The organism is Methanobrevibacter gottschalkii DSM 11977 (genome assembly GCF_003814835.1).
GTDB lineage: Archaea > Methanobacteriota > Methanobacteria > Methanobacteriales > Methanobacteriaceae > Methanocatella > Methanocatella gottschalkii.
The window spans coordinates 365,097-390,544 of record NZ_RKRG01000002.1 but is presented as its reverse complement, the minus strand read 5'-3'; the positions used below and the strand labels follow the sequence as shown (position 1 = coordinate 390,544).

Annotated in this window: 31 protein-coding genes and 1 tRNA gene; 3 read left to right on the top strand and 29 right to left on the bottom strand. The window is 30.8% G+C overall.

The genetic code is table 11. The annotated features are described in order from the left end of the window. Window positions 1-285: 285 nt before the first annotated feature. From EDC42_RS05750 to cbiM, 17 genes are all read right to left on the bottom strand, one after another. Window positions 286-570, bottom strand: a complete 285-nt coding sequence (locus EDC42_RS05750; protein ID WP_069575153.1) for a DUF3194 domain-containing protein — start codon at window positions 568-570, stop codon at window positions 286-288. Between the two features lie 37 nt (window positions 571-607). Beyond that, on the bottom strand, window positions 608-955 hold the full coding sequence (locus EDC42_RS05745; RefSeq protein ID WP_069575154.1) for a prefoldin subunit beta: 348 nt from the start codon (window positions 953-955) through the stop codon (window positions 608-610). 30 nt (window positions 956-985) lie between these two features. Beyond that, the gene (locus EDC42_RS05740; protein ID WP_069575155.1) at window positions 986-1,252 is read right to left on the bottom strand and encodes a KEOPS complex subunit Pcc1; all 267 of its coding nucleotides are present in this window, start codon (window positions 1,250-1,252) and stop codon (window positions 986-988) included. Further along, window positions 1,245-1,730, bottom strand: coding sequence for a Brix domain-containing protein (locus tag EDC42_RS05735; protein WP_069575156.1), 486 nt, complete (start codon window positions 1,728-1,730; stop codon window positions 1,245-1,247). Before EDC42_RS05735 ends, EDC42_RS05740 begins: the two co-directional genes overlap by 8 nt. Before the next feature lie 42 nt (window positions 1,731-1,772). After that, window positions 1,773-1,904, bottom strand: a complete 132-nt coding sequence (locus EDC42_RS05730; protein WP_069575157.1) for a DNA-directed RNA polymerase subunit P — start codon at window positions 1,902-1,904, stop codon at window positions 1,773-1,775. A 3-nt stretch (window positions 1,905-1,907) separates the two neighbouring features. Further along, window positions 1,908-2,177: a 50S ribosomal protein L37Ae gene (gene rpl37A, locus EDC42_RS05725; RefSeq protein ID WP_069575158.1), complete on the bottom strand. Its 270-nt coding sequence runs from the start codon at window positions 2,175-2,177 to the stop codon at window positions 1,908-1,910. A gap of 260 nt (window positions 2,178-2,437) precedes the next feature. Further along, window positions 2,438-3,922: an IMP dehydrogenase gene (gene guaB / locus EDC42_RS05720; RefSeq protein WP_069575159.1), complete on the bottom strand. Its 1,485-nt coding sequence runs from the start codon at window positions 3,920-3,922 to the stop codon at window positions 2,438-2,440. Between the two features lie 13 nt (window positions 3,923-3,935). Beyond that, complete coding sequence (locus EDC42_RS05715; protein WP_069575160.1) at window positions 3,936-4,649, bottom strand: (5-formylfuran-3-yl)methyl phosphate synthase; 714 nt, start codon at window positions 4,647-4,649, stop codon at window positions 3,936-3,938. 105 nt (window positions 4,650-4,754) lie between these two features. Beyond that, on the bottom strand, window positions 4,755-5,957 hold the full coding sequence (locus EDC42_RS05710; RefSeq protein ID WP_069575161.1) for an LUD domain-containing protein: 1,203 nt from the start codon (window positions 5,955-5,957) through the stop codon (window positions 4,755-4,757). Then, the gene (locus EDC42_RS05705; RefSeq protein WP_069575162.1) at window positions 5,944-6,615 is read right to left on the bottom strand and encodes a (Fe-S)-binding protein; all 672 of its coding nucleotides are present in this window, start codon (window positions 6,613-6,615) and stop codon (window positions 5,944-5,946) included. Before EDC42_RS05705 ends, EDC42_RS05710 begins: the two co-directional genes overlap by 14 nt. Window positions 6,616-6,618: 3 nt before the next feature. Further along, window positions 6,619-6,966, bottom strand: a complete 348-nt coding sequence (locus tag EDC42_RS05700; protein WP_069575163.1) for a DUF2304 domain-containing protein — start codon at window positions 6,964-6,966, stop codon at window positions 6,619-6,621. 4 nt (window positions 6,967-6,970) lie between these two features. Further along, window positions 6,971-7,678 carry a glycosyltransferase family 2 protein gene (locus EDC42_RS05695; RefSeq protein WP_069575164.1) on the bottom strand — a complete coding sequence of 236 codons (708 nt, stop codon included), beginning with the start codon at window positions 7,676-7,678 and terminating at the stop codon, window positions 6,971-6,973. 10 nt (window positions 7,679-7,688) lie between these two features. Then, window positions 7,689-8,147, bottom strand: a complete 459-nt coding sequence (ribC, locus tag EDC42_RS05690) for a riboflavin synthase (RefSeq protein WP_069575165.1) — start codon at window positions 8,145-8,147, stop codon at window positions 7,689-7,691. A 134-nt stretch (window positions 8,148-8,281) separates the two neighbouring features. Further along, window positions 8,282-9,115, bottom strand: coding sequence for an ATP-binding cassette domain-containing protein (locus EDC42_RS05685; protein ID WP_069575175.1), 834 nt, complete (start codon window positions 9,113-9,115; stop codon window positions 8,282-8,284). 5 nt (window positions 9,116-9,120) lie between these two features. Continuing rightward, entirely contained in the window at window positions 9,121-9,810 is a 690-nt protein-coding gene (cbiQ, locus tag EDC42_RS05680; protein ID WP_069575166.1) for a cobalt ECF transporter T component CbiQ, read from the bottom strand. A gap of 49 nt (window positions 9,811-9,859) precedes the next feature. Next, a complete protein-coding gene (locus tag EDC42_RS05675; RefSeq protein ID WP_069575167.1) occupies window positions 9,860-10,147 on the bottom strand; it encodes an energy-coupling factor ABC transporter substrate-binding protein in 288 nt (95 codons plus the stop codon). A 9-nt stretch (window positions 10,148-10,156) separates the two neighbouring features. Then, the gene (gene cbiM, locus EDC42_RS05670) at window positions 10,157-10,822 is read right to left on the bottom strand and encodes a cobalt ECF transporter S component CbiM (protein ID WP_069575168.1); all 666 of its coding nucleotides are present in this window, start codon (window positions 10,820-10,822) and stop codon (window positions 10,157-10,159) included. Window positions 10,823-10,993: 171 nt separating this feature from the next. Here cbiM and pyrF point away from each other — a divergent pair, with 171 nt between their 5' ends. Both pyrF and EDC42_RS05660 read left to right on the top strand, forming a co-directional pair. Next, window positions 10,994-11,641: an orotidine-5'-phosphate decarboxylase gene (gene pyrF / locus EDC42_RS05665; protein ID WP_069575169.1), complete on the top strand. Its 648-nt coding sequence runs from the start codon at window positions 10,994-10,996 to the stop codon at window positions 11,639-11,641. A gap of 84 nt (window positions 11,642-11,725) precedes the next feature. Beyond that, window positions 11,726-11,971, top strand: a complete 246-nt coding sequence (locus EDC42_RS05660) for a DUF5654 family protein (protein ID WP_069575170.1) — start codon at window positions 11,726-11,728, stop codon at window positions 11,969-11,971. A 39-nt stretch (window positions 11,972-12,010) separates the two neighbouring features. Here the strand turns inward: EDC42_RS05660 and EDC42_RS05655 are convergent, their stop codons facing one another. The 10 genes from EDC42_RS05655 to EDC42_RS05610 all read right to left on the bottom strand — a co-directional run bounded on the left by EDC42_RS05655 (window position 12,011) and on the right by EDC42_RS05610 (window position 21,046). Then, complete coding sequence (locus EDC42_RS05655; protein ID WP_069575171.1) at window positions 12,011-12,538, bottom strand: hypothetical protein; 528 nt, start codon at window positions 12,536-12,538, stop codon at window positions 12,011-12,013. Further along, window positions 12,539-13,462, bottom strand: a complete 924-nt coding sequence (locus EDC42_RS05650; RefSeq protein ID WP_069575172.1) for a deoxyhypusine synthase — start codon at window positions 13,460-13,462, stop codon at window positions 12,539-12,541. A gap of 17 nt (window positions 13,463-13,479) precedes the next feature. Continuing rightward, entirely contained in the window at window positions 13,480-14,382 is a 903-nt protein-coding gene (locus EDC42_RS05645; protein WP_069575173.1) for a CBS domain-containing protein, read from the bottom strand. 100 nt (window positions 14,383-14,482) lie between these two features. Continuing rightward, on the bottom strand, window positions 14,483-16,531 hold the full coding sequence (locus EDC42_RS05640; protein ID WP_069575174.1) for a heavy metal translocating P-type ATPase: 2,049 nt from the start codon (window positions 16,529-16,531) through the stop codon (window positions 14,483-14,485). Between the two features lie 273 nt (window positions 16,532-16,804). Then, a complete protein-coding gene (locus EDC42_RS05635; protein WP_069574545.1) occupies window positions 16,805-17,932 on the bottom strand; it encodes a TIGR04083 family peptide-modifying radical SAM enzyme in 1,128 nt (375 codons plus the stop codon). A gap of 1 nt (window position 17,933) precedes the next feature. After that, a complete protein-coding gene (locus EDC42_RS05630; RefSeq protein WP_069574544.1) occupies window positions 17,934-18,143 on the bottom strand; it encodes a TIGR04165 family Cys-rich peptide in 210 nt (69 codons plus the stop codon). A gap of 45 nt (window positions 18,144-18,188) precedes the next feature. Continuing rightward, window positions 18,189-19,454 carry an aldo/keto reductase gene (locus EDC42_RS05625; RefSeq protein ID WP_069574543.1) on the bottom strand — a complete coding sequence of 422 codons (1,266 nt, stop codon included), beginning with the start codon at window positions 19,452-19,454 and terminating at the stop codon, window positions 18,189-18,191. A gap of 32 nt (window positions 19,455-19,486) precedes the next feature. Then, a complete protein-coding gene (gene galU / locus EDC42_RS05620; protein WP_069574542.1) occupies window positions 19,487-20,338 on the bottom strand; it encodes a UTP--glucose-1-phosphate uridylyltransferase GalU in 852 nt (283 codons plus the stop codon). A 148-nt stretch (window positions 20,339-20,486) separates the two neighbouring features. After that, window positions 20,487-20,573, bottom strand: a tRNA-Leu gene (locus EDC42_RS05615). A 59-nt stretch (window positions 20,574-20,632) separates the two neighbouring features. Continuing rightward, window positions 20,633-21,046 (bottom strand): DUF371 domain-containing protein, encoded by a 414-nt coding sequence (locus EDC42_RS05610; RefSeq protein ID WP_069574541.1) that lies wholly within the window; start codon window positions 21,044-21,046, stop codon window positions 20,633-20,635. A 192-nt stretch (window positions 21,047-21,238) separates the two neighbouring features. Here EDC42_RS05610 and EDC42_RS05605 point away from each other — a divergent pair, with 192 nt between their 5' ends. Continuing rightward, window positions 21,239-21,658, top strand: a complete 420-nt coding sequence (locus tag EDC42_RS05605; protein ID WP_069574540.1) for a GIY-YIG nuclease family protein — start codon at window positions 21,239-21,241, stop codon at window positions 21,656-21,658. A gap of 102 nt (window positions 21,659-21,760) precedes the next feature. Here the strand turns inward: EDC42_RS05605 and EDC42_RS05600 are convergent, their stop codons facing one another. After that, window positions 21,761-24,352, bottom strand: coding sequence for a DUF5814 domain-containing protein (locus EDC42_RS05600; RefSeq protein ID WP_069574539.1), 2,592 nt, complete (start codon window positions 24,350-24,352; stop codon window positions 21,761-21,763). A 175-nt stretch (window positions 24,353-24,527) separates the two neighbouring features. Then, entirely contained in the window at window positions 24,528-25,346 is an 819-nt protein-coding gene (locus EDC42_RS05595) for a DUF368 domain-containing protein (protein WP_069574550.1), read from the bottom strand. Window positions 25,347-25,448: the final 102 nt, after the last annotated feature.

Below are 25,448 nucleotides of genomic sequence, written 5' to 3'. Positions count from 1 at the left end.
AATAAAACACGAAATTTTAAAGAAATTAAAATTGATAAAATTTAATAAAATAAACTTGATAATCTTCATTAATTAAAAAAAGGTTAAAGTTTGAAGCAATAAGAGGGAAATTTGAAAGATAGAATAATAGTACAATGCTTTGTCTTAATAATATGACAGTATATTTTACTCCAAACTTTACATAATGATTTGTTTTTGTTATATAAATACTTTTTTATGAAAAAGTATTACTTATTATAATATAAAATATAACAAAAGTAATACATAAAAATTTAAAAAAAATAATTACATTCTGAAATTATCATCAATATATGAATCGAACTTTAAATAAGCTTCATCAATAGACTGCATAACCTGATCTTGAGTAATTTCAGAAAGTTCATCAAACAAAACTCCCACATTAACATCAACATCTAACTGTTCGTTTTCATAGTTAAGAATAATATCTAAGTCTAAATCTTCCAATTCTTTCATTGAAATTGATTTTGAAATTTCTTTTTCAAGAATTTCACCAAACTTATCAGAAATAGAGGATAAATCATCTTGTGATAATGTTTTTAATTTTGACATAAAAATCGTGAAAAAAAGAAAAAATAAAGTATTGAGCCTATTGGCCCATACCTTGCATAACTGATTGAATAGATGCTTGCATTTCCTCAAGTTTTTTCATAACTCTTTCTTCTTGACGTGACATGGTTTGTTTTCTTAAACCTAAAGTTTCTAATTTATCTTCCATGTCAGATAATGCATCTGCATATTCAACTTTAATAAGTAAAGTACCAGCTTGTTTGAATACTTCAGTTGATTCATCAGTTTTTTTAAGTTCTTCTAAAGCTTTTTCAGTTTCTTGAATTTGAATTTCAACATTTTGAACTTGCATGCTTATAGCCTGAGCTTGCTGTTGTAATTGTTGAAACTGATTTAATTGTTGTTGAATATTTTCAGGAATCTCCATAGTATCACCTTAATAATTATTAAATAAGAATTAATTTGTTAAATCATTTATTTCTAAAGCTAATTTAATCCATTTAATAGCCGAATTAACAGAAGCTCTAAATGATGTGGAATCTTCTGCATCGATGTTAATTATGATATTAGACTCATCCAAATCAATAGTCATAGATGATCTAAAATCCGGAGCAGTACTAAATTCTAAAATAATAGAATCATAAATAATCTTAGCTTGGGCATTATCTTCAAATTCAATAACTATATTGCTCCTAACCCTCTCAAGAGGACTTTCATCAATCATTTGAAACCTCTAAAATCTTTTTAACATTAATTTTAAAGTTATTCATGTCACCGAATTTATTGATGAAATTAATATTAGCTAATGAATCCTCATCTTCGGATATTAATATATAATTACTTTCAGCATTATCTACTAAATCCATATCTAAGATTTCACTTAAAATATTGAGTTCTTTTACTTCAGAAACTATTTTTAATTGAGAAGGAGCAATGTTCATTTTTTCTTTTTCTTCAGATGCTCCGATAATCAGTGTTAATAATAACTTACCTTTGTTAGAGTAAAATGAAATTCTGCTGGGATTACCTTTAATCTCATTTACAATAGCCAGATTATATTCTTCAACTTCTAATGCTTTGATTAATAACTCGCGCATATTCATTTTACCTCTGTTAACAGAAATTGAACCTGTAGCATGAGCTAAGTTCTTGCAAAACTTTCTAGTTTTTTGAGAAGGCTTTCTAGAAGTTGAAATTAACATTTGAATCAAAAATAGTAAAAAATTTAGTGAAAACAGATAAAATTATCTTGCTTTGATTATTCTAGTAGTTTCAGGCACATTTTTAAATAAAATCCTATATCTGCATTTAGGACATTTATTTTCCATGTAACTTTTGTGGTCTACTTCTGCTCCACAACTTGGACACCTATACAAAGCTTATTCCTCCACTTTAATATCCCTAATATTACGTGTTGCAGATTTTGCCATAGGAGTTTGTGGAATGTAAGCTCCTCCAGTAAATACTGCGCCACATTTTCTGCATTTCCAAATTCCAGCAGCTTGTCTTTTAACATAAGGTCTAGCACATTTAGGGCAAACATGATTTTTTTTCATGTTTTCTTCAATAATCTTTACAGATCTTTTAGCTTTTCTTCCGTATCTTGCACCGAACCTTCCTGTAATACCAACTTTTTTAGTTCTTGCCATTTATATTCTCTCCGTTAATAATAAAATTTAATAAAAGATGTAAATTCATATAATTTACATTAATTATGTCATAAACATAAAATTATCTAATATGATAATATTATACTAACTAATATTTAAAGGTTTGCTTAAAATAAGTAATTTTAAGAAAAAACAACATTTTCAGATGGAAATATGAAAATTTTGATGAGAAAAAACTATTTCCTATAAATCTTTTATGTCTGTGCTTGTCTCATCAAAAAATATTAAATAATATCCAACTAGTCAAGAGTTGGATAATTAGGACTCTCGTTAGTGATTAACAAATCATGAGGGTGGGATTCTTTAATACCGCTACTAGTGATTCTAACAAAATTAGCTTTTTCCTGCATAGCAGCAATATCTTTAGCACCACAGTATCCCATAGAGGATTTTAATCCTCCTACTAATTGGAATAATATTTCTGCAACAGTTCCTTTATAAGGTACAGCACCTTCAATTCCTTCAGGAACATATTTAGTGTGGTTCATTTTACTTTTTTGACCTTGGAAATATCTGTCTGCTCCACCGTCATATTCACTGGTCATTGCACCCATTGATCCCATGCCACGGTATTTCTTGTATTGTTTTCCATTCATAACAACAATATCTCCAGGAGCTTCAAGAGAAGCTGCAAGTAAATTACCAAGCATTACTGCATCTGCACCAGCACCAATAGCTTTAGCAACATCACCAGAATATCTAATACCACCATCAGCAATAACAGGAACACCAGTATCTTCAACTGCATCAGCAACATCAGAAATAGCAGTCAATTGCGGTACACCAACACCAGCCACAATACGAGTAGTGCACATTGAACCAGGACCAATACCAACTTTAAGTGCATCTACACCCATGGATATCAAGTCTTCAGCAGCTTCAGCAGTAGCAATATTACCAACACATAACTCGGCATCAATGTTATCCTTAATAGTCTCAGTGAATTTAACTACATTCATATTGTGAGCATGAGCACAATCAATAGAAATTATATCTGCACCTGCTTGATCAAGTGCCATTGCTCTGTCTAAATCAAATGGTCCACAAGCTGCAGCAACTAAATAGTTACCATTTTTATCACGAGCGGCATTAGGATACTGTGCTTGATTTAAAATATCCTTAATAGTGAGAATTCCAACTAATTTGCCATCACGAACAACAGGAAGTCTTTCCACTTTATTCTCATAAGCGATATTTAATGCTTCTTCAGCTGAAACTCCCTCTTCAACAGTTACAACATCCGAAGTCATGATATCTTTTACAGTTTTATCAGGTTCTGATTTTAAAACTGGCCTAATATCCCTTTTAGAGATAATACCAATAATTTTATCACCTTCAACAACTGGAAGACCACTTATCAATTCATCTTGCATTTTAGTTTGAACATCTGCAATAGTGGAATCCGGAGTGATAGTTATAACATCACGAATTGTCAAATCTTCAGCATTTTTAACTTTTTTAACTTCTTCAACTTGTCTTTCTTGAGTGATATTTCTGTGAATTACACCTACTCCACCTTCTTGTGCCATAGCAATTGCAAGATCTGCTTCAGTTACAGTATCCATAGCAGCACTTAAAACTGGAATATTCAATCTAATTCCTTTTCCTAATTCGATTCTAGTATCAATGTCTTTTGGTTCAACATAACTTGCATTAGGAGTTAAAAGAAAATCATCAAAAGTGTAAGACATTCTTGCTTCTTGAACTTTTTTGGAAAATGACATGAGTAACACCTATTTAAAATGAATCACATAATTCTTTAAGCTCAGCAACTGCAGTATGGTGTATTTTACCAGTGTTTCTATCACCACCAACACAAGCAGCTCCTCTAATACCAACAACATCACAACCAATATCATGTAATGGTTTTAATTGATCCTTTTTAACAGAACCTGCAAGTGCAGTTAACAAACCATATCCGTGAGCTTCATCAACAAATTCCTTTAATTGATTTAAATCCAAATAATCAAATAAAGTATGACCGTCTTTAACAGCAGTATCCAACATTGCAAGGTCGCAACCTGCATCTTTTGCGATTTTTGGAATTTCCATAGGCTCAACAGCACCTACACGGTGAGCATCTGCATATCCTGCTGCTACAATAATAGTTTCTTCACTTATTTCTTTTACAGTTTTAACAACATTTTCCATGACTTCAACAGCTTCATCATGGTTTTTTGTTCCATATAATCCGACTTTAATATAATCTGCTCCAGAAACATGAGCGCCCATTGCTGCAAGAGAAACTGTACCTGGTTTGTAAGGTACATCACCTAAAGTAGCACTTACAAGCTTATCTTCAGGAGTTAATTCTCTAATTTCCTTAATTACCCAAGGAAAATTAGCACCTAAAGAACCTTCTTTAGGATTTTTTACATCAACAATGTCTGCTCCACCTTCAATTGATTCAAGAGCTTCTTCACGATTTATAGGACTAATTAATAGAAGCATAAATTTCCTCCAATATTATATTATAATATATTAATATTACTATCTTATTACATATAATATTATTGTTTTTTAAAAAAATATGATAAAAAATCAGTATTTTAAAAATTAATAGGGTGAATCTTTACTAGAAACATTATCTTTAATAATTCCATGAGCTTTCGGATAGAAACCGGCATCAGCAGATAATTTTCTCATATTTTCAATAATTTCATTAGTTGGAATATCAACAGGACAATTTAAAGTGCATAATCCGCATAAAGTGCACATATATAATCCTGAGTTATAACATGTCTCATCATCTTCAATGAACTTTGACATTGCAACTCCACGACCACCTAAATAATTATTAAATCCGAATTCATTTCCAACAGCATTATAAACTGGACAGTGAACAACACAATTACCACAACCAATACAATAAAGACATTCCTGTGTTGCATCACTTCTTCCATTATCAAGTAAAATAACAACTACTCTTTCAGCACCATACATATTTTTTAAAAGTTTTTTTTCAATATCTGCTGTTTTTGATGGTCCTGAAATTACATTCATATATGATGTTACATAGTTTCCAGTAGCAAATATAGTTTCAAGCTTTACAATTGAAATTGCATCTTCCAATGTAGGCACTATTTTATCAATTCCAGCCACAATTATATGCAAATCCTTTAGTGAAACAAGCGAAATATTACCTTCATTATGCACCATCACAATAGATCCCTCTTCAGATGCTATTGCGTTAGCTCCACTTATACCTACATTTGCATTTTCCAAACGCTTAAGCACATCATACCTTACAGCTTCCATGATTTCTCTTGGAACCGGATTAACATTGACATCCAATGATTCATTAACAATATCAGTGATATTATCAACATTCAAATGTGAAGCAGGTCCAGTTGGATGAACTGGTTTATTATCAATTTTTTTAAGCTGTAAAATTCTATCTCCAAGATCTGTTTCAACAACATCAATATTTTCATTGGCTAAATGTCTTTTAAGATTGATTTCACCTAAAGTATTAGATTTAGCTTTTGCAATGGTATTGCAATCATATTCACAGAGCAAATCATCTATAATACTTAGAGCATCTTCTGCCGTTTCAGCAATTTTAAAATCAACATCATTACGTTTAAATGATTCACAAACCTGATTAAGTAATTCATCATTATTTTCAATTGAATATTTTTTGATTTCACGACCTCTTGAAATCAGTCTTTTAGCAGATGGTGATTCAATAAGTGAATTTGATCTATTCTTAACTGTATTAAATGAATTTCTCATTGTTTCAAGTTCACTGTCTTTCATTTAAACCACCATATTTAACTAAAAATTCAGTTAGATCAAGTACTTCCAAATCACCGTTTTCCAAATTAAGCTTACAGAAAGGACATGAAGTTACCAACGTTTTGCAACCTGTTTCTTTTGCTTGTTCTATTCTTGATTTTGCCATTTGATCTGCAATTTCAGGATAAGCAGATTTTACACCACCGCCAGCACCACAACACAAACTATTTTCACGAATATTTTTCATCTCAACAATATCAGCAACAGATGTAATCACATCTCTAGGTTCCTCAAAAACAGCACAATGGCGTCCTAAATGACAGGAATCATGGAAAGTGACATCCAAATCCATTTTAGATAACTTGAGTTTACCTTCTTTAATTAGCTCATCAAGTAATTGGGAGATATGGATTACATCCAAACCATCATAATCTTCTGTTAATGTTTTATAACATCCAGCACATGAAGTAATAATGGTTTCTCCTTTAAGAATTTCAGTATTTTTTTTAATTTGATCTTCAGCTTCTTTTAAAAAACCTGTTCTAAGTAAAACAGACCCGCAACATTTTTCATCATCTAAAATATGATAATCAACATCCGCCAGTTTTAATAACTTTTCAGTTGCAGATTGAATATTATTTAATTTTTCCCGTGCTGTACATCCTCTAAAATACAACATAAATTAATCCTCTTTATCTTTAAGGGATATTTCATTGCTCAAAGCTACTTCTTTAACTATTTTATTTATGTTATCTTCTAATTTATCGATTTTATAATATAATTTAAAAATTGTATATACCAACACTGCAAATACAATTATGATTATAAAATCCAATCCCCGAGTTATACCAAACAATTTAGCAAATGTAGTACTTGCATGAGGGAAAATTGCAAATACACTAACAATAATCAAGAAAACAGCCCATAAAATAACCGTAATTAAAGAATCTTTTTCATTCAGATATCTCCATAAAAGCCAAATAATAGCAATTAAAGATATTATTGGAAATAAAATTGAATAAAATAACATTTAATCACCTCAACCTGTGTTTAATCATTTGAATTAATATTTTAAATGCAACAGCCACATTTGTTCCTTTCGCTCGAGTTTCAGGAGTGTAAATTGTTCTTATCTCGACTTCTTCAAATGGAATTTTATTATCATTGACTTCACGTATAAATTCAGAAGAGATAAGATATCCTCTAGCATTAATATTTATTTTTCTCAAAGCATCAATTGTAATAGCCCTAAAACCAGTCTGTGAATCACTTACATCAACTTTATAAAATACTTTTGTGAGAAGATTCATTATTGCATTAGCAATATTCCTAGTTAAAGGCATGTCTTTTAAAGGTCTGACCCCTATTACTGCCTGAGCCCTGCCCATTATTAAGGGTTCCAATACATTTTCCAAATCATCAGCATCATGCTGACCATCAGAATCCATATTAACAATATATCTTGGATTATATCTTAAAACAGCATCAAAGCCTGTTTGCATAGCTACTCCAACACCACGATTAATCATATGAGAGTAAATAAAAATCTTATCAGGATACTTATTTTGAGATTCCTTTATAACATCCAAAGTATTATCTGAAGAACCGTCATTAACAATAATCATGTTATATCCTTTTTCCGCAATTTCTTCAATTACAGGCTGGATTCTTGTAGCTTCATTATATGCTGGAAGAATAACATATGTAGCTTTTTTATCTTCCTCTGTGACTTCAAATCCCATTTTACACCTTTTATAATGGTCCTGCATTTTCTTTTCCTTCACGCATTCCCATTCCAGCTTCTTTTCTCATTGCTTTTCTGTGATACATCATTTTAATTAAATTTTGTGCATGTTCACGTGCCCTGTTTTCTGCAAGTTTAGCAAGTTCAACAGGATTATCTTCTTCATCTTCATGTACAAATACTTCCAAAATATGTTTATTTGTCATCAGTTGTGCATTAATAAGACCTGTTGATGCTTCATGAGCACACATTTTATCCTTTTTCATTGGTCCGGGCATTCCAAGCGCCATTACAATATCACAGTTTTCTTCTTCAATGAGAATTTTAGCAGTTACAGGCAAGTCTTTTACCCCTGGAACTGTTTGACGAATTATCTTTAAATCATAAGCATTCTTTTTAAGCTCATCTATAGCTGCTCCAGCCATATCAAAACGAGCAAAAGTTGTATCACAAATTCCAATTCTCATGTAAATTCACCTTAAAAAAAGTTATGTTTTTATTAATATAAATGTTTAAGTAATTTAAAAAAAGTATTATATGAAATTCATATAATTAATAATTATATCTTTGAAATTATTAAAAAATTAGTGTTTTAAAAAAATTAGTTTTCGTGCAATAATTTTAAAAACTTATCCTTAGCTTCATCAATTGTTAGAGGATAATTCCCTTCCATGTCAAAACCTTCATCTTCAAGTTTTTGAAATAATTCTGTAACAATTGGAACTTTCAAGTTTGCTTTTTCCAAAATTTCTGGTTTTGCAAAAATCTCTTTAGGAGTGCCTTCTGCAATCAATAAACCATCAACTAAAACAAATACTCTTTGAGCATAATTCGGAACTAACTCAACATCATGTGTTGAAATTATAATTGTAATTCCTTCATCGTTAAGTTCTCTCAATAATTTAGATAAATCTACAACTCCCTGTGGATCAAGACCTGCAGTTGGTTCATCCAAAACCATTATCTCAGGTTTCATTGCAAGAATACCTGCAATAGCTACTCTTTTCTTTTGTCCGCCACTTAAATGATGAGGAGCTGTTTTTTCATAACCTGACATTCCAACACGAACTAATGCTTCTTCAACTCTGTCTTGAACTTCTTCCATTGGCAATCCTAAATTCAGAGGACCGAATGCAACATCTTCCTCGACTGTTGGTGCAAATATCTGATCATCAGGATTTTGAAATACAATTCCGACCTTTTGTCTAAACTTAAGCAGAGATTTTTTATCATATTTTAATTCTTCACCATCAATGAAAACTTTTCCTTCATCCGGCCTGTAAATTCCATTTAAATGAAGAAATAAAGTAGATTTACCTGCACCATTTTTACCTAAAAGAGCTACCATTTCACCTTTATCAACTTTTAAGCTTACTCCTTTAAGTGCTTGATAATTTGAATTATAAGAATATTTAATATTTTTTACTTCTAACATGTTAATCATCTCTTTTTTGGTTCGTAAACCGGAAGTTCACCAGAATAACCTCTTGAGTCTAAAGAGTACTGTAATGTTTCACTTTTATCAAGAGATCTTAAAAATATTATACTTACAAGAGCCCCCAAAGAACTAAATGAAGACCAATAGGAATGATAACCAAGTCTAGTCTCTTGTGCTTTTTGCATTGTATCGATTTCATTTAAAAATATGAAAATTGAATTATACATTAAAAGTGCAATTTCAATTAAAATTTTTGGAACTTTCAAAGTCCTTAAACAATTTAAAATCTTTGCAATTGGTGTTGTTAGAGCTAAAAATCCTAAACAGGGTAAACAACCCAACACCCTCATAAATGTGTAAACACCATAGTGCCACGAATCGGTAGTAACTACAATACCCAATATTCCTGTTTCATATATAACATCTCCTTTTCCAAAGAAGAATATTAAAAATATACATGTTATAACAAGAAAAGCCATTGGAATTGATAGAAATTTCAAATATGATTTGTAATTAATTTTAGCAATGGTTAATATGACAATAGACATTATAACAAAAACTGTTACATCAAAATATAAATTATCAAATGCTAATGTAACAATTAAAAGTATTATTGTTAAAAACAACTTAAAATAAGGATTTGTTTCTGTTAAAGCATTGTTATGCGCAATATAATCCATGTCAAATTTCATAAAACCACTAAATAATATTTAAAAAAAAGAAAAAAATAATAAAGAAGAATTATTCTTCTTTACCTTTACCTCTCCAGTAACCAAATGCATATCCAATAATGATTGCACCTATAGCTGCTTGAAGAGCAAATAATAAACTTTCTATTTCACCACTAGGTGGTTCCCAAATTGATGAAAACCAAGGTTCAAAACCTGATTCCTCAATAGCTTCGCCTGCAGCATCATCTGCACCACCAAAGTATCCATCATCTTCCCCATGACCATTATACATTGCCAATGGTGCTACAAATAATATAATACAAACAACTGCTAAAATAATTAATGTAGATGTTTTCATGATAATCACCTATGCTTCATTAGGAGCTAATGCACCAAGTTTGTTCAACAATTTTGGTTTGTAAGCTTTTAATCTATCCCAAATAATTACAGTCAATATAGCTTCACCAATAGCTAATGGTACTTGAGTTACTGCAAAAATAACTAAGAATTTTCCTAAAGCTGCACTGAAAGTAGGAGCTGGGAAAGCAAATGCTAATTGGAATGAAGTAGCTACGTAGGTTAATAAATCTCCTAAAAATGCTGCAAAAAATATTGCAATGGTAGAAGAGATATTAGCTTTAGTCAAACCTTTGTATGCAATCCATGCGACGAATGGTCCGACAATACCCATTGAAAATATGTTTGCACCCAATGTAGTTAAACCACCATGAGCAAGTAAAATTGCTTGGAATAAAAGAACAATAGTTGCTAATACTGCAGTTACTGCAGGACCAAATAATGCTGCGCCCAATCCATTACCACAAGGGTGAGAACAACTTCCAGTAACAGAAGGTAATTTCAAAGATGACAAGATGAACATGAATGCACCGCTTACAGCAAGTAAAGCTTTAGATTCAGGGGTTTCATCAACAATTTTTTTAATTTGATAAATACCAAATGCAACAATGATGAATGATATGACAAACCACACAATACACCATGTTAATGGTAAATATCCTTCCATAATATGCATAAAATAATTTCCTCCAAATAGTCTATCAATATAACTTGACAAAACAGTCAATAAAAACTTAATTGAAATTAAAATAAATTAAAGTATTATTGATAATATTAATTATATACATTATTCTATATAAATATTATTAAAAAATTTATTCAAATCATAAATCAAAAAGTTGATAACATGAATATAAAAAATAACTTAATCTTAGCCCTTGATGTAATGAACGAAAGTGATGCTATTGAAATTTGTGATTCAATTAAAGAATACATTGATACAATAAAAATTGGTTATCCATTAGCATTGGCAGAAGGTCTTGAAATTATTAATAAATTAAAAAATAAGTTTGGATTTAAAGTGATATGTGACTTCAAAGTAGCAGACATAGACGCAACAAACTCTAAAATATGTGATGAAACTTTTAAAGCAGGAGCCGATGCAATAATCTGCCATGGCTTTGTTGGAGAAGACAGTGTTCAAGCATGTCTGAATATGGCAAACAAACATGGAAAAGAATTATTTTTACTTACTGAAATGTCTCATCCCGGTGCTAAAATGTTTTTACAAAAAAATGCAGATGCGATAGCTCAAATGGGAGTGGATATGGGAATCACCAACTATGTTGCACCAGCAACTAGATTAGATCGTTTATCAGAAATCAGAAATATTGTTGGAAATGAATCATACATTATTTCACCGGGAGTTGGAAAACAAGGAGGAGACGGTAAAAAAACACTTGAATACTCCAATGCAATCATTGTTGGAAGAAGCATTTATGAATCAGAAAAGCCAAAAACTGCATGCAAAAATTTAATTGAATCTTTAAAATAAGACTAAACTATTTTAATTAAAAAAAATAAAAATTAAATTGTTTTTAAATACAAAACAAAAAAAAATGATATGGGGTGAAAATAAATGGCAAACGAAGTAACCAAATTAGTAATGGAAACAATCTTAGGATTAATTACTACTGCATTTGCATTTGTAGCAGGTTTAGCATGGAATGATGCAATCCAAAAATTAATTGCAACAATCATTGGTACTGGAGATGCACTTCCTAGTTTATTTATCTATGCAATCATCGTGACTATTGTTGCAGTTGTTGTTACAGTACTTCTTGCAAGAGTAGCAGGTAAAATGGGCATAGAACTTGGTGAATAAAAATTTAAAAGAATTTTATATTCTTTTTATCTTCTTTTTTTAATTAAATCTTTCAAAAATAATTCCTGCAAATTCATAAGCTATTTCAAAGGATAAAAAGCATAGGAATATCCAAATACTAAATACACCACCAATAGCCAAAAGTAAAATCACAACTTTCATTACAAACCTATATTCGAAAAATAGATTTAAAAACTTATTATCAGTAACTTTTGAGATTAATTCATGACCTACTTCATCACCAAGAGCTGCTAAAATACAGATTAATAAAATGACATAACTTAACTCAGGAATCCCGAATACGAGACATAATAAAACAAACAAAAGCAATGTTATAATATGATGAATGCCATCTACTTTTAGAGCTATTAAATTGCCTAACAGGATTGCAATAAAAATATATGCTGCTTCTGTACTATAAATTGTAGCACCAGCAGATGCAATAGCACATAAAACACCGAAAACACTTGCAAATTTTAAATCCTTCTTGTCATCAAATAAATCATCCGAATATTTCATGAAAAATCCGGATAACAAAAATAAAATTGCTAAAATAATATATTCCATCTAATCACTATTGATTTTATCTAATGCAGATGCATAAATTAATGGGAAAATAACCGTAACATCCCCAACCACACTAGCTAAATTAGATCCGCATTTTGCTTTTGCCCATGATTTTGCTTCTTCTAATGGCGCTCCACCTAAACTACCTGCTTCAGGCCTATCCATTGTAATTTGAATAGCTGAATCAAGTCCTCCAGTAATTACATTAGATGCTAAAGTATAATGTTTAGTAAGGCCACCACCTAAAAGGATTGCACCAACTTTCTCCGAACCGAATACAATATCAGATAGATAAGGCATATCTCCTGCAGCACTTATTGTAAAGTCATGGTCCTGGGAAAAAATCCAAAGCTGCAATCCAATCATTGAATCAATTATTCCAGGAGCAAAAATTGGAACATTATTTTTTGCAGCATTTGCAATAAATGAGTTTTCATCTTCAACTAGAAGACCAATTTCATATAATAATTCTTGAATTGAAATAACTTTCCTTTTAGAAGCTATTTTTTCAAATATTTTAGTTATTTCTGTCTCAAAAATAGTAAAATCATCTGAACCAACATTAATATCAGCAATACGACCTATCCCTTCTTCATTTAATTCTTCATCATCTTTTCCTTCATGGCGATAATGAGCTCCACCAAATGCCTCTACAAGATCATGTGTTAAATTAGCTCCACTTGAAACAATTAAATTAACATGCCCTTCTTTAATCATTTTAGATACAACATTTCTCATACCTCCAGGTATTAAGGGACCTCCAAGACTCATAAACACATTCATGTCTTTATCTTGTATCATGTCAACTAAAATATTACGTGCACGAGCTACTCTACCAGCACCCAAAACACCGGATGCATCAAAATTATCTATTAAATCAGACACATTCATATTACTTTCTACATTAATTTGGTTAACCTTCATTAAAAATCACTTAAAAATTAGTTTGTAATTATTGGGAATTGATCTAAATTGGCAATTATATTAATCAAATCTGTTCTTGTAACAATACCTAGTAAATCTTGATTGTTATCTGCAACAATTAATCTGGAAATTGATTTTTTAAGCATCACTTCGATTGCATTAGCTATTTTCAAATCCTCATTAACAATTATAAGATTTGTAGACATCAATTCACCAACAGTACAATTATCTTTATCTTCAGCAATCGCGTGAACAAGATCAGACACTGTGAATACACCAACTACTTTTCCATCCTTCATTACCGGTGCACCATCAATCTCATTTTCAGCTAATCTTTTTGCGGCATCTTTTATAGTGCAATTCATTTTAAAGGATATGACATCACGACTTGCAATTTCACCAACTGATTGTTTAGGAATACTTCTAATAGTCTTCGTATCAAGTAAAAGTATATTGTCCATATCATCACGGCCAACTATAGTTCCAAGAATTCCTAAGTTGTTGACAGGAGTCGGTCCAATACTTATAGTATCGCCTAAAGTTAAGTCTTTAATACTTCCTAAAACTTTAATAGCAGCTTCACATTCACTCGGTTGTGGAACACTAGTAAATTCAATTTTTGCAACAGAAATATCCTCAACCCTATTGCCGTTTTTAAAAATAGGCACTTTGGAATCTTTATCTGAAACAGTTATGTTTAAAGAGTGGTAAGCTTCAATAGTTGGCTTATATCCTCCTCTAGGACCTGGTACACCCTTAACTAAACCTAAGCTTCTTAATGATTGCATCTGATTACGAATTGTTCCGGGATTCCTTCCCATAACCTCAGCAATATCCTCTCCCTTAATAGACTTACCATTAGATGATTGATATAAATTTATTAAGGTTTGTAAAATTTCCTTTTGAACAGATGTTAACATGCATAATCCTCATCAAATATTATTAGTATTTTAATTTATGTCAGATATACTTTATAAATATTAATGATTTATCATGAGGTATGATTAACATAAAAAACTGCTAACTGTGATAAGTTTTGCAAATTTGCCTTCTAAAAGCATGTTTGTGAGCATGAATATGTTTAATTCCATTATCTGTTCTTATTTCATTAATTATATGAACATGGTCATGAGAATGTGTGTGTTCACCATCATTGTGGAAATGATAATGAGAATGTTCAACACTTTCAGTATCCATTATTTTAACTGAATCATCAAAGTGCCTGTCATATAATAATGCTGCATTTAAAACTACAAGACAAGATCCGGCATTGTGAACAATAGCACCGGTTACAGGATTTAATAAACCAAGTACAGAACAGACAATAGCTACTGCATTAATTGTCATGGAAATTGCAATGTTTGCTTTAATTGTAAATAATGTAGAATTAGACAGTTTTTTAAGATAGGGAATTTTACCAATATCATCGCCTAAAAGAGCAATATCGGCTGCTTCGATAGCTACATCACTTCCAACTGAACCCATTGCAACACCCACATCAGAAGTTTTTAAAGCGGGTGCATCATTTACGCCATCTCCAATCATGCAGACATTTTTACCATCATTTTTGAGTTTTTCAATCCGATCAAGCTTTTCATGCGGCAGTAAATTTCCATAAACTCTGCTAATTCCCACTTTTGCAGCAAAGTAATTAGCAGTTTCTGTGTTATCCCCTGTTAGCAATATAGTCTCATTACCTAAATCATGTAATTTATCAATCATGCTTTTGGAATCTTCACGAACAACATCAGATAATCCGATTAATCCAATGACTTCACCATTTAATGCAATTATAATTGAGGCTTTTCCTTCATGTTTTAATTTGTCTAATTGACTATCAATATTTATATGAATATTGTTTTCGGATAGAAATTTGGAGTTTCCTACATATACTCTACCATAGGAATTTATACATGTAACTCCCTTACCGGGATACATTTTAAATTCTTCTGGTTCTTCAATTTGAATTTTAACTTCATTTGCATTATTTACAATAGCCTTGGCCAATGGATGTTCGCTTAATTTTTCACATGAAGCAGTGATTTTTAGCAAATCTTCATCAGTTAAATGCTCATTTAAGGAGATAACATCAGAAACTTCTAAGTTACCATAAGTTAATGTGCCAGTTTTATCGAATACTAAAGTATTTAGACCACCAAGGGTTTCAAGTGCTTCACCAGATTTAATAAGTACCCCATATTTTGTTGCCTGACCAATAGCAGCCATTATTGCAGTTGGTGTTGCAAGTATTAATGCACATGGGCAGAATACTACCAAAACTGTTACTCCACGTTCAATATTACCCGTTACAATCCAAGATACAACAGCAATTATTAATGCAACAGGAACAAGCCAAGTTGCCCATTTATCAGCAATCCTTTGTGTTGGAGCTTGTTTTTCATCAGCTGCTTTTACAAGATCAATTAATTTTTGAAGTGATGAATTTTCATCCAAACTAGTTGCTTTAATGTCAATTGCGCCATACATATTCATGGTTCCGCAAAATACCTCATCACCTACTTCTTTATCAATAGGAAGAGATTCACCAGTCATAATTGACTGATCAAGCGAAGATGTACCCCTTACAATTTCACCATCAACAGGTACACTTTCACCTGGAAGAATTCTTAAAATATCCCCAATTTTAATTTCATTGACAAATATCATCTCTTCATTACCATTAATTATTCTCCTACCTGTTCGTGGAGTTAGATTAATAAGATTTTTTAATCCTTTCTTAGCTCTTTCCACTGTCCAGTCTTCCAAAATAGCACCTAATGCCATAATCCATGCAACTTCACCTGCTGCAAAAACTTCACCAATCAAAAGTGAGGCAACCATAGCAATTGCAATTAAAAGTGCAGAAGAAATCCATTTTTCACGGATTAATCTTGACATTGCTAATGTCAACATTGGAATACCGCTTATTATTACTGTTCCCCATGCAGGGTTTAAATAAATTGGAGTATTAACTCCAAAAATCATGAAAATAACTGCAATTAATAAAAATATACCTGAAACAATGGTCATTTTTAATCCAAATAGGAAATCAGTTATTTCATCTATCATAGAAAACCCCCCTAAGTATTACTTTTTTTGAATTTATTTAAATACAAAGTATTACTTAAAAATTTTTTAATAGATTTCCCAAAATTTTAAACCATTAAAAAATTAAATTCATTAAGTAACAGAAACCAAAAAAGTATTACTTTTTTTGAATTTATTTAAATACTAAGTATTACTATTGAATATTATATCAACCCAATAATATAAACTTTATTACTTTTTTTGAGTTTATTTATATACTCAGCACTACACAAAACTTAAAAAAAATAGAAAGGATTAATGCTTCATAGCCAAATCCATTATGCTAAAAGCTTCACCTTCACCTTTAGGCTCAGAACCACCTAAACCAAAAGCAGAACGAGCAAACTCTTTGTTCATTCTTTTTGAAACTTCATCAAATATCATTTTATATGCTCTACACTGCGGGTCAACTGCTTTAGGTGTCTGATATGCAACAATAGCATTGTAAGGACATCCTCCTTCACAATATTTAACATGCTTACATTTCTTACAGTTTTCATCAACATAATCTCTGAATTCTTGAAGTTTCACCCATGCATCAGATGTCTTTAAGTCATCGAAACTTGGATTGTCACCGACATTACCTAAAATGTAATCCGGCATTCCCACAAATCTATAACATGGATAAATAGAACCATCAAAACCAACCGCAAATGTAGTTCCTATACAATCTGCAAAGGTACACAGAGTTCCCCTTCTTCTAAGTGAACTTTTAGAGATATGATCTAAATCCATTATTGAGAATTTGTCCAGGTCATAAAGGTATTTATCCAACCATTCAACCAATAATTTACCATGCTCTTCTTGTTCAAGGGCCCAGGAATCTGCATTGTCTCCACGAAGTGATGGAAGAGCTGCATGGATTTTTAAATTCATCTTTTCATTTTTAAAGAAATCATACAATTCATCAGAGAAATCCTTTGAATAATCAGTCACTGTTAAAACAAAGTTAATTAATAATCCTTTATTTTTAGCAGCTTCATATCTGGCCATTGTTTTATCAAAGTAACCCTCCCCTCTTTGATAATCATTGATTTCTTTTGGTCCGTCAATACTTGTACTTACAACAACATTGTACTCAACAAATAAATCAATAAGTTCATCAGTTAAAAGCCAAATATTGCTTTGAAGAGAAAATCCATCTAAATTAGGCAATAGAGACAATTTTTCTAAAGCGGTCTTGTAAAAATCATAGCCTGCAAGAAGCGGTTCACCACCATGGAATGTAAAATGAACTTTATCATCTCTGAAATCACTTAACCAAGTTATAATCTGATCTATAATTCCAATATCCATCATTTCTTTTTTATTTTCAGAACCCCAACAATATTTGCATTTTGATGGACAATTGAGAGTGGGAATAATCATTACGTGAAATGTCATTTTAACCGTATATTTTGTTTAATTCATTCAGTAATTGTTTTTTCTCATCTTCTTCCATGTTTTCATTAACGAAGAAAATATAACCGCATTCTTCACATTTTACAGTATCCATTTCTGCGTGAGCTCTATGATTATCCAACATTTTTCTGTGAGCTATTTTGTCTTTTGAACCACATTTTGGACATGGTGCTAATAATTCTTCGAGTTTCATTTTTTCACCTCAATAGTAAATTTATTTTTGAAATATATAATGATGTTAGTTTAATAATTTATTTATAAATTTATAAAGTGGGAAACCAACATGTTTAACAAATAACAACATATATTTGACACCAGGAAATTCAAATTCTTTCTTAACCTTCTCCAATTCTGCAATAATATCCAATTTCTGAGGGCATTTCCTCAAACATTTTCCACAAGCATTACATTTACCTGCATTTCCAGAATTTCCCATAATTCCACCTACATATTGGTAATAATCAATGAAAGACTGATTAATAAGACCTTTTGGATTAAATAAGTAGACATCATTATACAGATTAGCAATTCCTTTATGGTTAAATAAATATTTCTCATTATATATTTTCATACATTCCGGAATATTTACACCCTGTGGACAAGGCATGCAATATCCACAAGTAGAACAATTAATCTTTAAGGAATTTCTCATTACTCTTTTAACAAGTTCAACAGTTTCCAAATCTTCAAAAGTCATCGACATTGGTGTAGTTCTATTTGCAACAGCTAAATTTTCATCAAGCTGCTCAAAACTATCCATACCTGATAAAACACATGTAACATTACGATTATTTAAAACCCATTCCAATGCCCATGCAGCATTAGTTTTATCCGGATTAGATTTTCTAAAAACTTTCTCTGCTTCTTTAGGCATATTACCTGCAAGAATTCCACCTTTTAATGGTTCCATAACAAAAATACCCATGTTTTTTGAAGCCGCATATTCTATTCCTTCTATACTAGCTTGGACATTTTCATCAAAGTAATTATATTGAACCATTACAACATCCCAGTCATAACAGTCCACTACAGTTTGAAATTCTTCTTTAGGACCATGGTATGAAAATCCAATGTATTTTATTTTACCATCAGATTTTGCTTTTTCAATGAATTTAATCAAATCACGTTTTAGCAAGCGATTCATATTTTTTAAATCCACCCCATGAATTAAATAATAATCAATACAATCAATATTAAGTCTCCTTAACTGTTCATTTAAAAAGGATTCCATGTCCTCATATTTTTTAACATTGATAGCAGGTAATTTAGTGCATATTTTAACCTTGGATCGTATATCCTCAGTTAAAATTTCCCCTAAAAACGTTTCGCTATCACCATACAAATAAGCAGTGTCAATGAAATTGATTCCATTATCTATTGCATGAAAAATAAGTTTACGGGCTTCAGTTCTATCAATTTTACCATTCTTCAATGGCAAACGCATAGCACCAAAACCAATTGATGAAATTTCATCCCCTGTTTTTTTGATTAATCTATACTGCATAAAAAATCTTTAAAAAATAAAGTTTAGAGCAATTAAACTCCATCAATCATTTCTTTCATATATTCGATTAAAATGTCTTTAGATTCAGAATCATCTAGAGCAAATTCTATTGATGTTTTTAACCATTCTAAACGATTACCAATATCATAAGTTTTTCCATCAAAAATAACCCCATAAATTGCATCTAATTTTTGAAGAGCATCTGTCAGTTGGATTTCACCACCAACACCAGGTTCAGTTTCATCAATTCTATCAAAAATATCAGGTGTTAATACATAACGCCCCATAATAGCCAAATTAGATGGTGCCTGATGAGCTAACGGTTTTTCAACAAGTTTAGAAATATTATAAATACCCTTTTCAACTTCCTCCCCCTTAATAATACCATATCTTTCCACCTTTTCTCTTGGAACAGCTTCAAGAGAAATTGCAGACGCACCATACTTCCTATAAACATCAATCAACTGTTTAGTACATGGAGTTGGCCCTTTAGTAATAGAATCCCCAAGCATTACAGCAAAAGCCTCATCACCAACATGCTTTTTAGCACAATAAATAGCATCACCCAAACCCTTCTGCTCCTTCTGCCTCACATAACAAATATCAGCCAAATCAGTAATAGCACGAACTTGCTTTAAACGATCATCTTTACCAGCACTCTGTAAAGTTTGTTCAAGTTCAAATGATTTATCAAAATGATCTTCAATAGATCTTTTATTTCTACCAGTAACAATTAAAATATCATCAATACCTGAAGCTACTGCTTCTTCAATAACATACTGAATAGTAGGTTTATCAAAAACAGGCAACATCTCTTTAGGTTGTGCTTTAGTAGCAGGCAAAAATCTAGTTCCAAAACCTGCTGCCGGAATTACAGCTTTCATAAGTTATCACCAAAATTTTTTTTAATTAAATATAATTTTTAATTGAATTATTATAAATAGATTGGGAAAAACAAATTTAAAAAATGAATAATGAAAAACTTTAAAATATGAATAAAAGCATTATCTGTTAAAAAATAATTTAATTAAATGGTGCGGGAGACGGGACTTGAACCCGCGAAGGGACTGACCCACTAGGCCCTCAACCTAGCGCCTTTGACCGCTCGACCACCCCCGCATACAACAAAAGTAGTTATTATTAAATATATTAATTAACTTATATAAAGTTAACTATTTTTACTCTAATTTTATAGTAACATCCATGATTTTTTCATTTTTTAAATCTTCAATCAGATTATCATCAAGATCTCTTGCAGCTTTATTTGCTTTAATCATTAATGTACGGGAACAAGTATAATCGCTAGTTCTTGATACCATATCTGTTGGATGAGTTAATGTCAAATTTTCATGACCAAAACCAACAATTTCATCATGTCCATTCTCCGTATCTAAAATAACTGTTATTTTTGTATTTGAATTAGCTATCTTATCTTTAAATTCTTCTGGAAAATCAGACATGGATTTGTCCATACTTGTTCCAATAATACAATCCGCAGCCAGTCCAATTTCAACATCCTCGGTTATTTCAAAAGTAGATTTATGAAGTGAAGTGACATTTTTATGTCCCTTAGTTTGAAGTTTAAAAATCATAATTAATAATTGGTTAAAAAATTAATTAAATTTTCCCCATGAAATAATAAAAGAAGGATTAATAATTTTAATATTTTTAACTAAACTCCCTGAAATATAACCAATTATTCCAAGCATACTAATTAATGAAACATGCATGAAATAAAAAGAACATGACAATCTACATAAAACAATGAAAAATATATAATAACTATGAAAGGATGTTATTGTTTAATAATTAATGTTGATTCTAAAAAAACAATCAAAATCGGCAAATTGGGAAAAATCCAGTTTGAAAAAGGATATTATATTTATGTAGGTTCTGCCATGAATTCACTAATGGCAAGAATTAAAAGACATTTAAGTGACGAAAAAAAACTTCATTGGCACATTGATTACTTATTAAAAAATGCAGAGATAACTGATGTAATATATAACAGTTCAACAAAAAAAGTAGAATGTGAATTATCCGAGTTTATTGGAAGTAAAACCACTGGAATTACAGATTTTGGATGCACAGATTGTGATTGCAAAAGTCATTTATATTACTTTAAAAATAGGAATAAAGCTATTCATTGTGTTTTAAATGCTTATGACTCAATAGATATTCCATGTGAATTTTTTAAAGAATGAACTTAATCACATCATCAAATTCATGTTTCAAGAAAAAGTCATAAAACAAGCCATTTTAATTTAAATTCACCAATCAGTATTTTATATCCTGCAATCTTCATTTCACCCATTTTCAATTTTCTTGATTAAATAACTAGTCTTTTTAACTACATTACTTCTATTAAATGACTTGGCAATTCTTTTAATTGCATCCAAATTCTTAACAAAATTATCTAACCATGAAAATATATCTCCAGGATATACTTGAATCTGATATTTTCTAAATAACTTATTTGAGATATCTTGGGGATCTTTTCCCTTAAGCCTTTCATGAATAATAACTTCAGAAATTCCTTTCTGCATACATGTGCAAAATGGCCTATCCTGACATTTGCATTGCATGAAATCACTTTGAAGAGCAATCAATGCATCTTGGAACTTTTTATCAACTTTTTCAATAGCTTCCCCACTAGATATAATATCCAAAGTAGATTCTGCGAATAATCTTGTTGAAAATTTAATTTTAAGGGCATTTGCAATTTGATTGTGAATGACACTAGATAAATATGCATTTTCAAACATTTCCAAATCCAATGCCATAGCTAAAACCAATACTTTTAGTTTATCATATTTTTTCTTTTTCTTATACATTGGAGAATGAGCAACATATCTATTTAAGTATTCTTTATTATTTAATGTGTTTTTAATAAATTCTGCTTCATCGACTGATAAAAATGACACTGAAGTTGCTCTTCCATATTTGGTAATTTCAAATTTATTGCTTGAGGCATATCTAATTAATCCTAAATCTTCCATTTCATCAGTTGCTGTTTTAAGTGAAATTGGAACATCAATATTTTCATAGAAATCATTCAATTCATTTCTAGATTTAATTGAATTGGATGAAATGTCAGCGAGAATTTGTTCATAAGAGGATTCTTCATCATATTCTATATATACATCTTCACTATTGCTTTCTAAAAGGTCTAACGCTTTTGCTTCTTCAGATTCACCGGCAAAATCATTACCTACTTCGGGCATCAAATAAACAACACCTCTATCATGATAAGATGGTCTTCCAGCACGCCCTAACATTTGTGAGAACTCATTTGGGTTAATCCATTTATTTCCCATTACAAGTGAATCAAATATTACTTGTGATGCTGGAAAATCAACACCTGCTGCAAGAGCGGCCGTTGTTACAACACAAGATATTTTACCCTTATCAAAATCTTTTTCAATTATCTCTTTTTTATAATAAGACAATCCTGCATGGTATGCTTGAGCATTAACTCTTTTGTTATTTAAATAATTGGCAATTTGGTGGGTTTTACGTCTTGAATTTGTAAATATAATAGTTTGTCCACTATACCCTTTCTTAGATTTAGTATTATGCTCTTTTTGAACAAGCTTTCTCATCAAATGTCTTTTTTGAGATTCGTTTCTTGTATAAACCAAATGTCGTTCCAATGGAACTGGCCTTTGAGAGTATTGAACTAATTTCATATTAAATTCAGATGCTAAAAATTCGGGGTTTTTAACAGTAGCAGATAATCCGATAATCTGAGTTTTAGGATATAAGTTTTTTAAACGTTTAATTAAACCATTCAAACGAGTTCCCCTATCTTCATCATCAATCATGTGAATTTCATCTATTAAAACAACACCCAAATTAGATAATGCCTGCGAATTACCATTTCTGAGCAAATAATCAATTCCTTCATATGTAGCAACAACAATATCTGAGGATGATACATCTGAATCTGGAAGGTTAAGTTCTCCTTTAGCCTTAACTCTATTTCTTCCAACTTTAATGGATACTTTAAGGCCTAGTTTAGAGTATTTCTTTTTAAAATCCCTATATTTTTGATTAGCAAGAGCAACTAAAGGAGTGAGAAAGATGAATTTTTTACCTTTAAGTGCTTTTGTAATGCCTGAAAGTTCACCAACTAAAGTCTTGCCAGAACCTGTTGCACTTACAACAAGCAAATCCTCACCCTTAAGAAGACCTTCCTTAATAGCCAAATATTGAACAGGCAGCAATTTGGTATTTCCAGATTCCAAAAGAACTTTTTTAAAGTTTTTAGGAATTTTAAGCCTTTTCATATCAACTGGAGGTATGATATGCTTTGATTTTTTTGTTTTATCAAATAATGTTAAATTAGTATTCCCTAAAGGATCAAAGTGAGGATCAAGAACTGATAATGTTTTTTCCAGATTTCCTGTTTTTTCAAGAGTAGATTTTAAATTTCTAAAAATCTTTTTATCGAAACCTTGAAGTTTGATTTCTTGTTTTATCGTATCAAATGCACAATTCCTACATATTAATTGATTGTGGTACTTATATGAATAGGAAGAGTTGACAATTGTAATATCACCCTCATAGGCACAAAAGTCACAGACTTGAGTTTTTCTAACTTTGATATTAAGGGATCTTAAAAACTTCTCCACATCATCATCAGGAGTTGCAAGAAAAACAGCTTGTGAGCGTAGAAGCTTAATTACTTCCCCCGGAGGCATTAACTTTTCATTTAATGTGGAGTTATCATTGAAATTATAATCGGCAACAAATCTTGAAATTGATAGAACATCCCCATTTCTTGAAAATTTTATATTACCAACGAAATCAGGTTCTCTTTTACGGTTCAAAGCACCTTTTGGTGAACCAATCGGATATAATCTCCACTGTTTTTTAATCATTTTTAAAACTAGCATTGTAATTAATTATATTCTTAATTGTTAATAAGTTTTTAAACCCTGCATTAAAACATCAATAAATACTATATATACATGGAGATTTCACATGAAAACCACGTTTAACTTGTATAAAATTTGACAAGTAGTAAAAATATTAAAAAAAATAATAAAAAAGTAATCAAATAACATTCATTTAATCAATATAATCAAATCTAGTTTCCAAGACAATAATTATTGCAAAACCAATCACGGCAACAATTAAGCATGGGAATAAACTAGCAATGTTTATACTAATTGAGTTTGCAATTTCTACACATGGAACTCTTAGAGATCCAATCATTACACCAATAAGAAAAGCCATTGTTATCTCTTCATGGTTTTTAAGTAAATAATTTAAGATTTTTGAAAATCCAAGAATTCCAATAAGTGCACCAACTACAAAAACAATAATTTCTGAAAGATGAAAATTATGAAGGGCATTTAACATGTATTTGTACTGTCCAAGAAGCAATAATAAGAATGAACCTGAAATACCCGGTAAAATCATTGCACAAATAGCTATCATTCCTGAAATAAATAATACAAGTAAGGAATGATTGGTGGCAATCGGGTTTAAGCTTACAAATATAAATGTCAAAATACAACCTATTAAAGCGAATAATATGTTTTTAAAGTTAATATGATTGAGTTTTTTGAATAAAATAACAGCTGAAGCTATAATTAAACCTAAAAAGAATGCATAAGTAAATGCAGTATATACATCCATACAATAAGTAACAACTTTTGCAAGAGTTAAAAATGCAACACCGATACCTAATATTAAAGGTATAAGGAATTTAAAATCGATTTCATCAAGAATACTATTTACAAAACCATCAAAATCACCCTTAAACAAGGGTTTTAAAAAACCGAAACGAATATTGCTAATTGCTTCTACCAAATGACCATAAATTCCAGTAATCAATGCAATTGTTCCACCAGAAACACCAGGGACAATATCAGCAGAACCCATCAATACTCCACGAACAAATATTAAAAACACTTCTTTTAAATTAAAATTCAAAGTATCACCTAAAAAGTAATTATAATAATATTGATTATGTTGATTTAAATA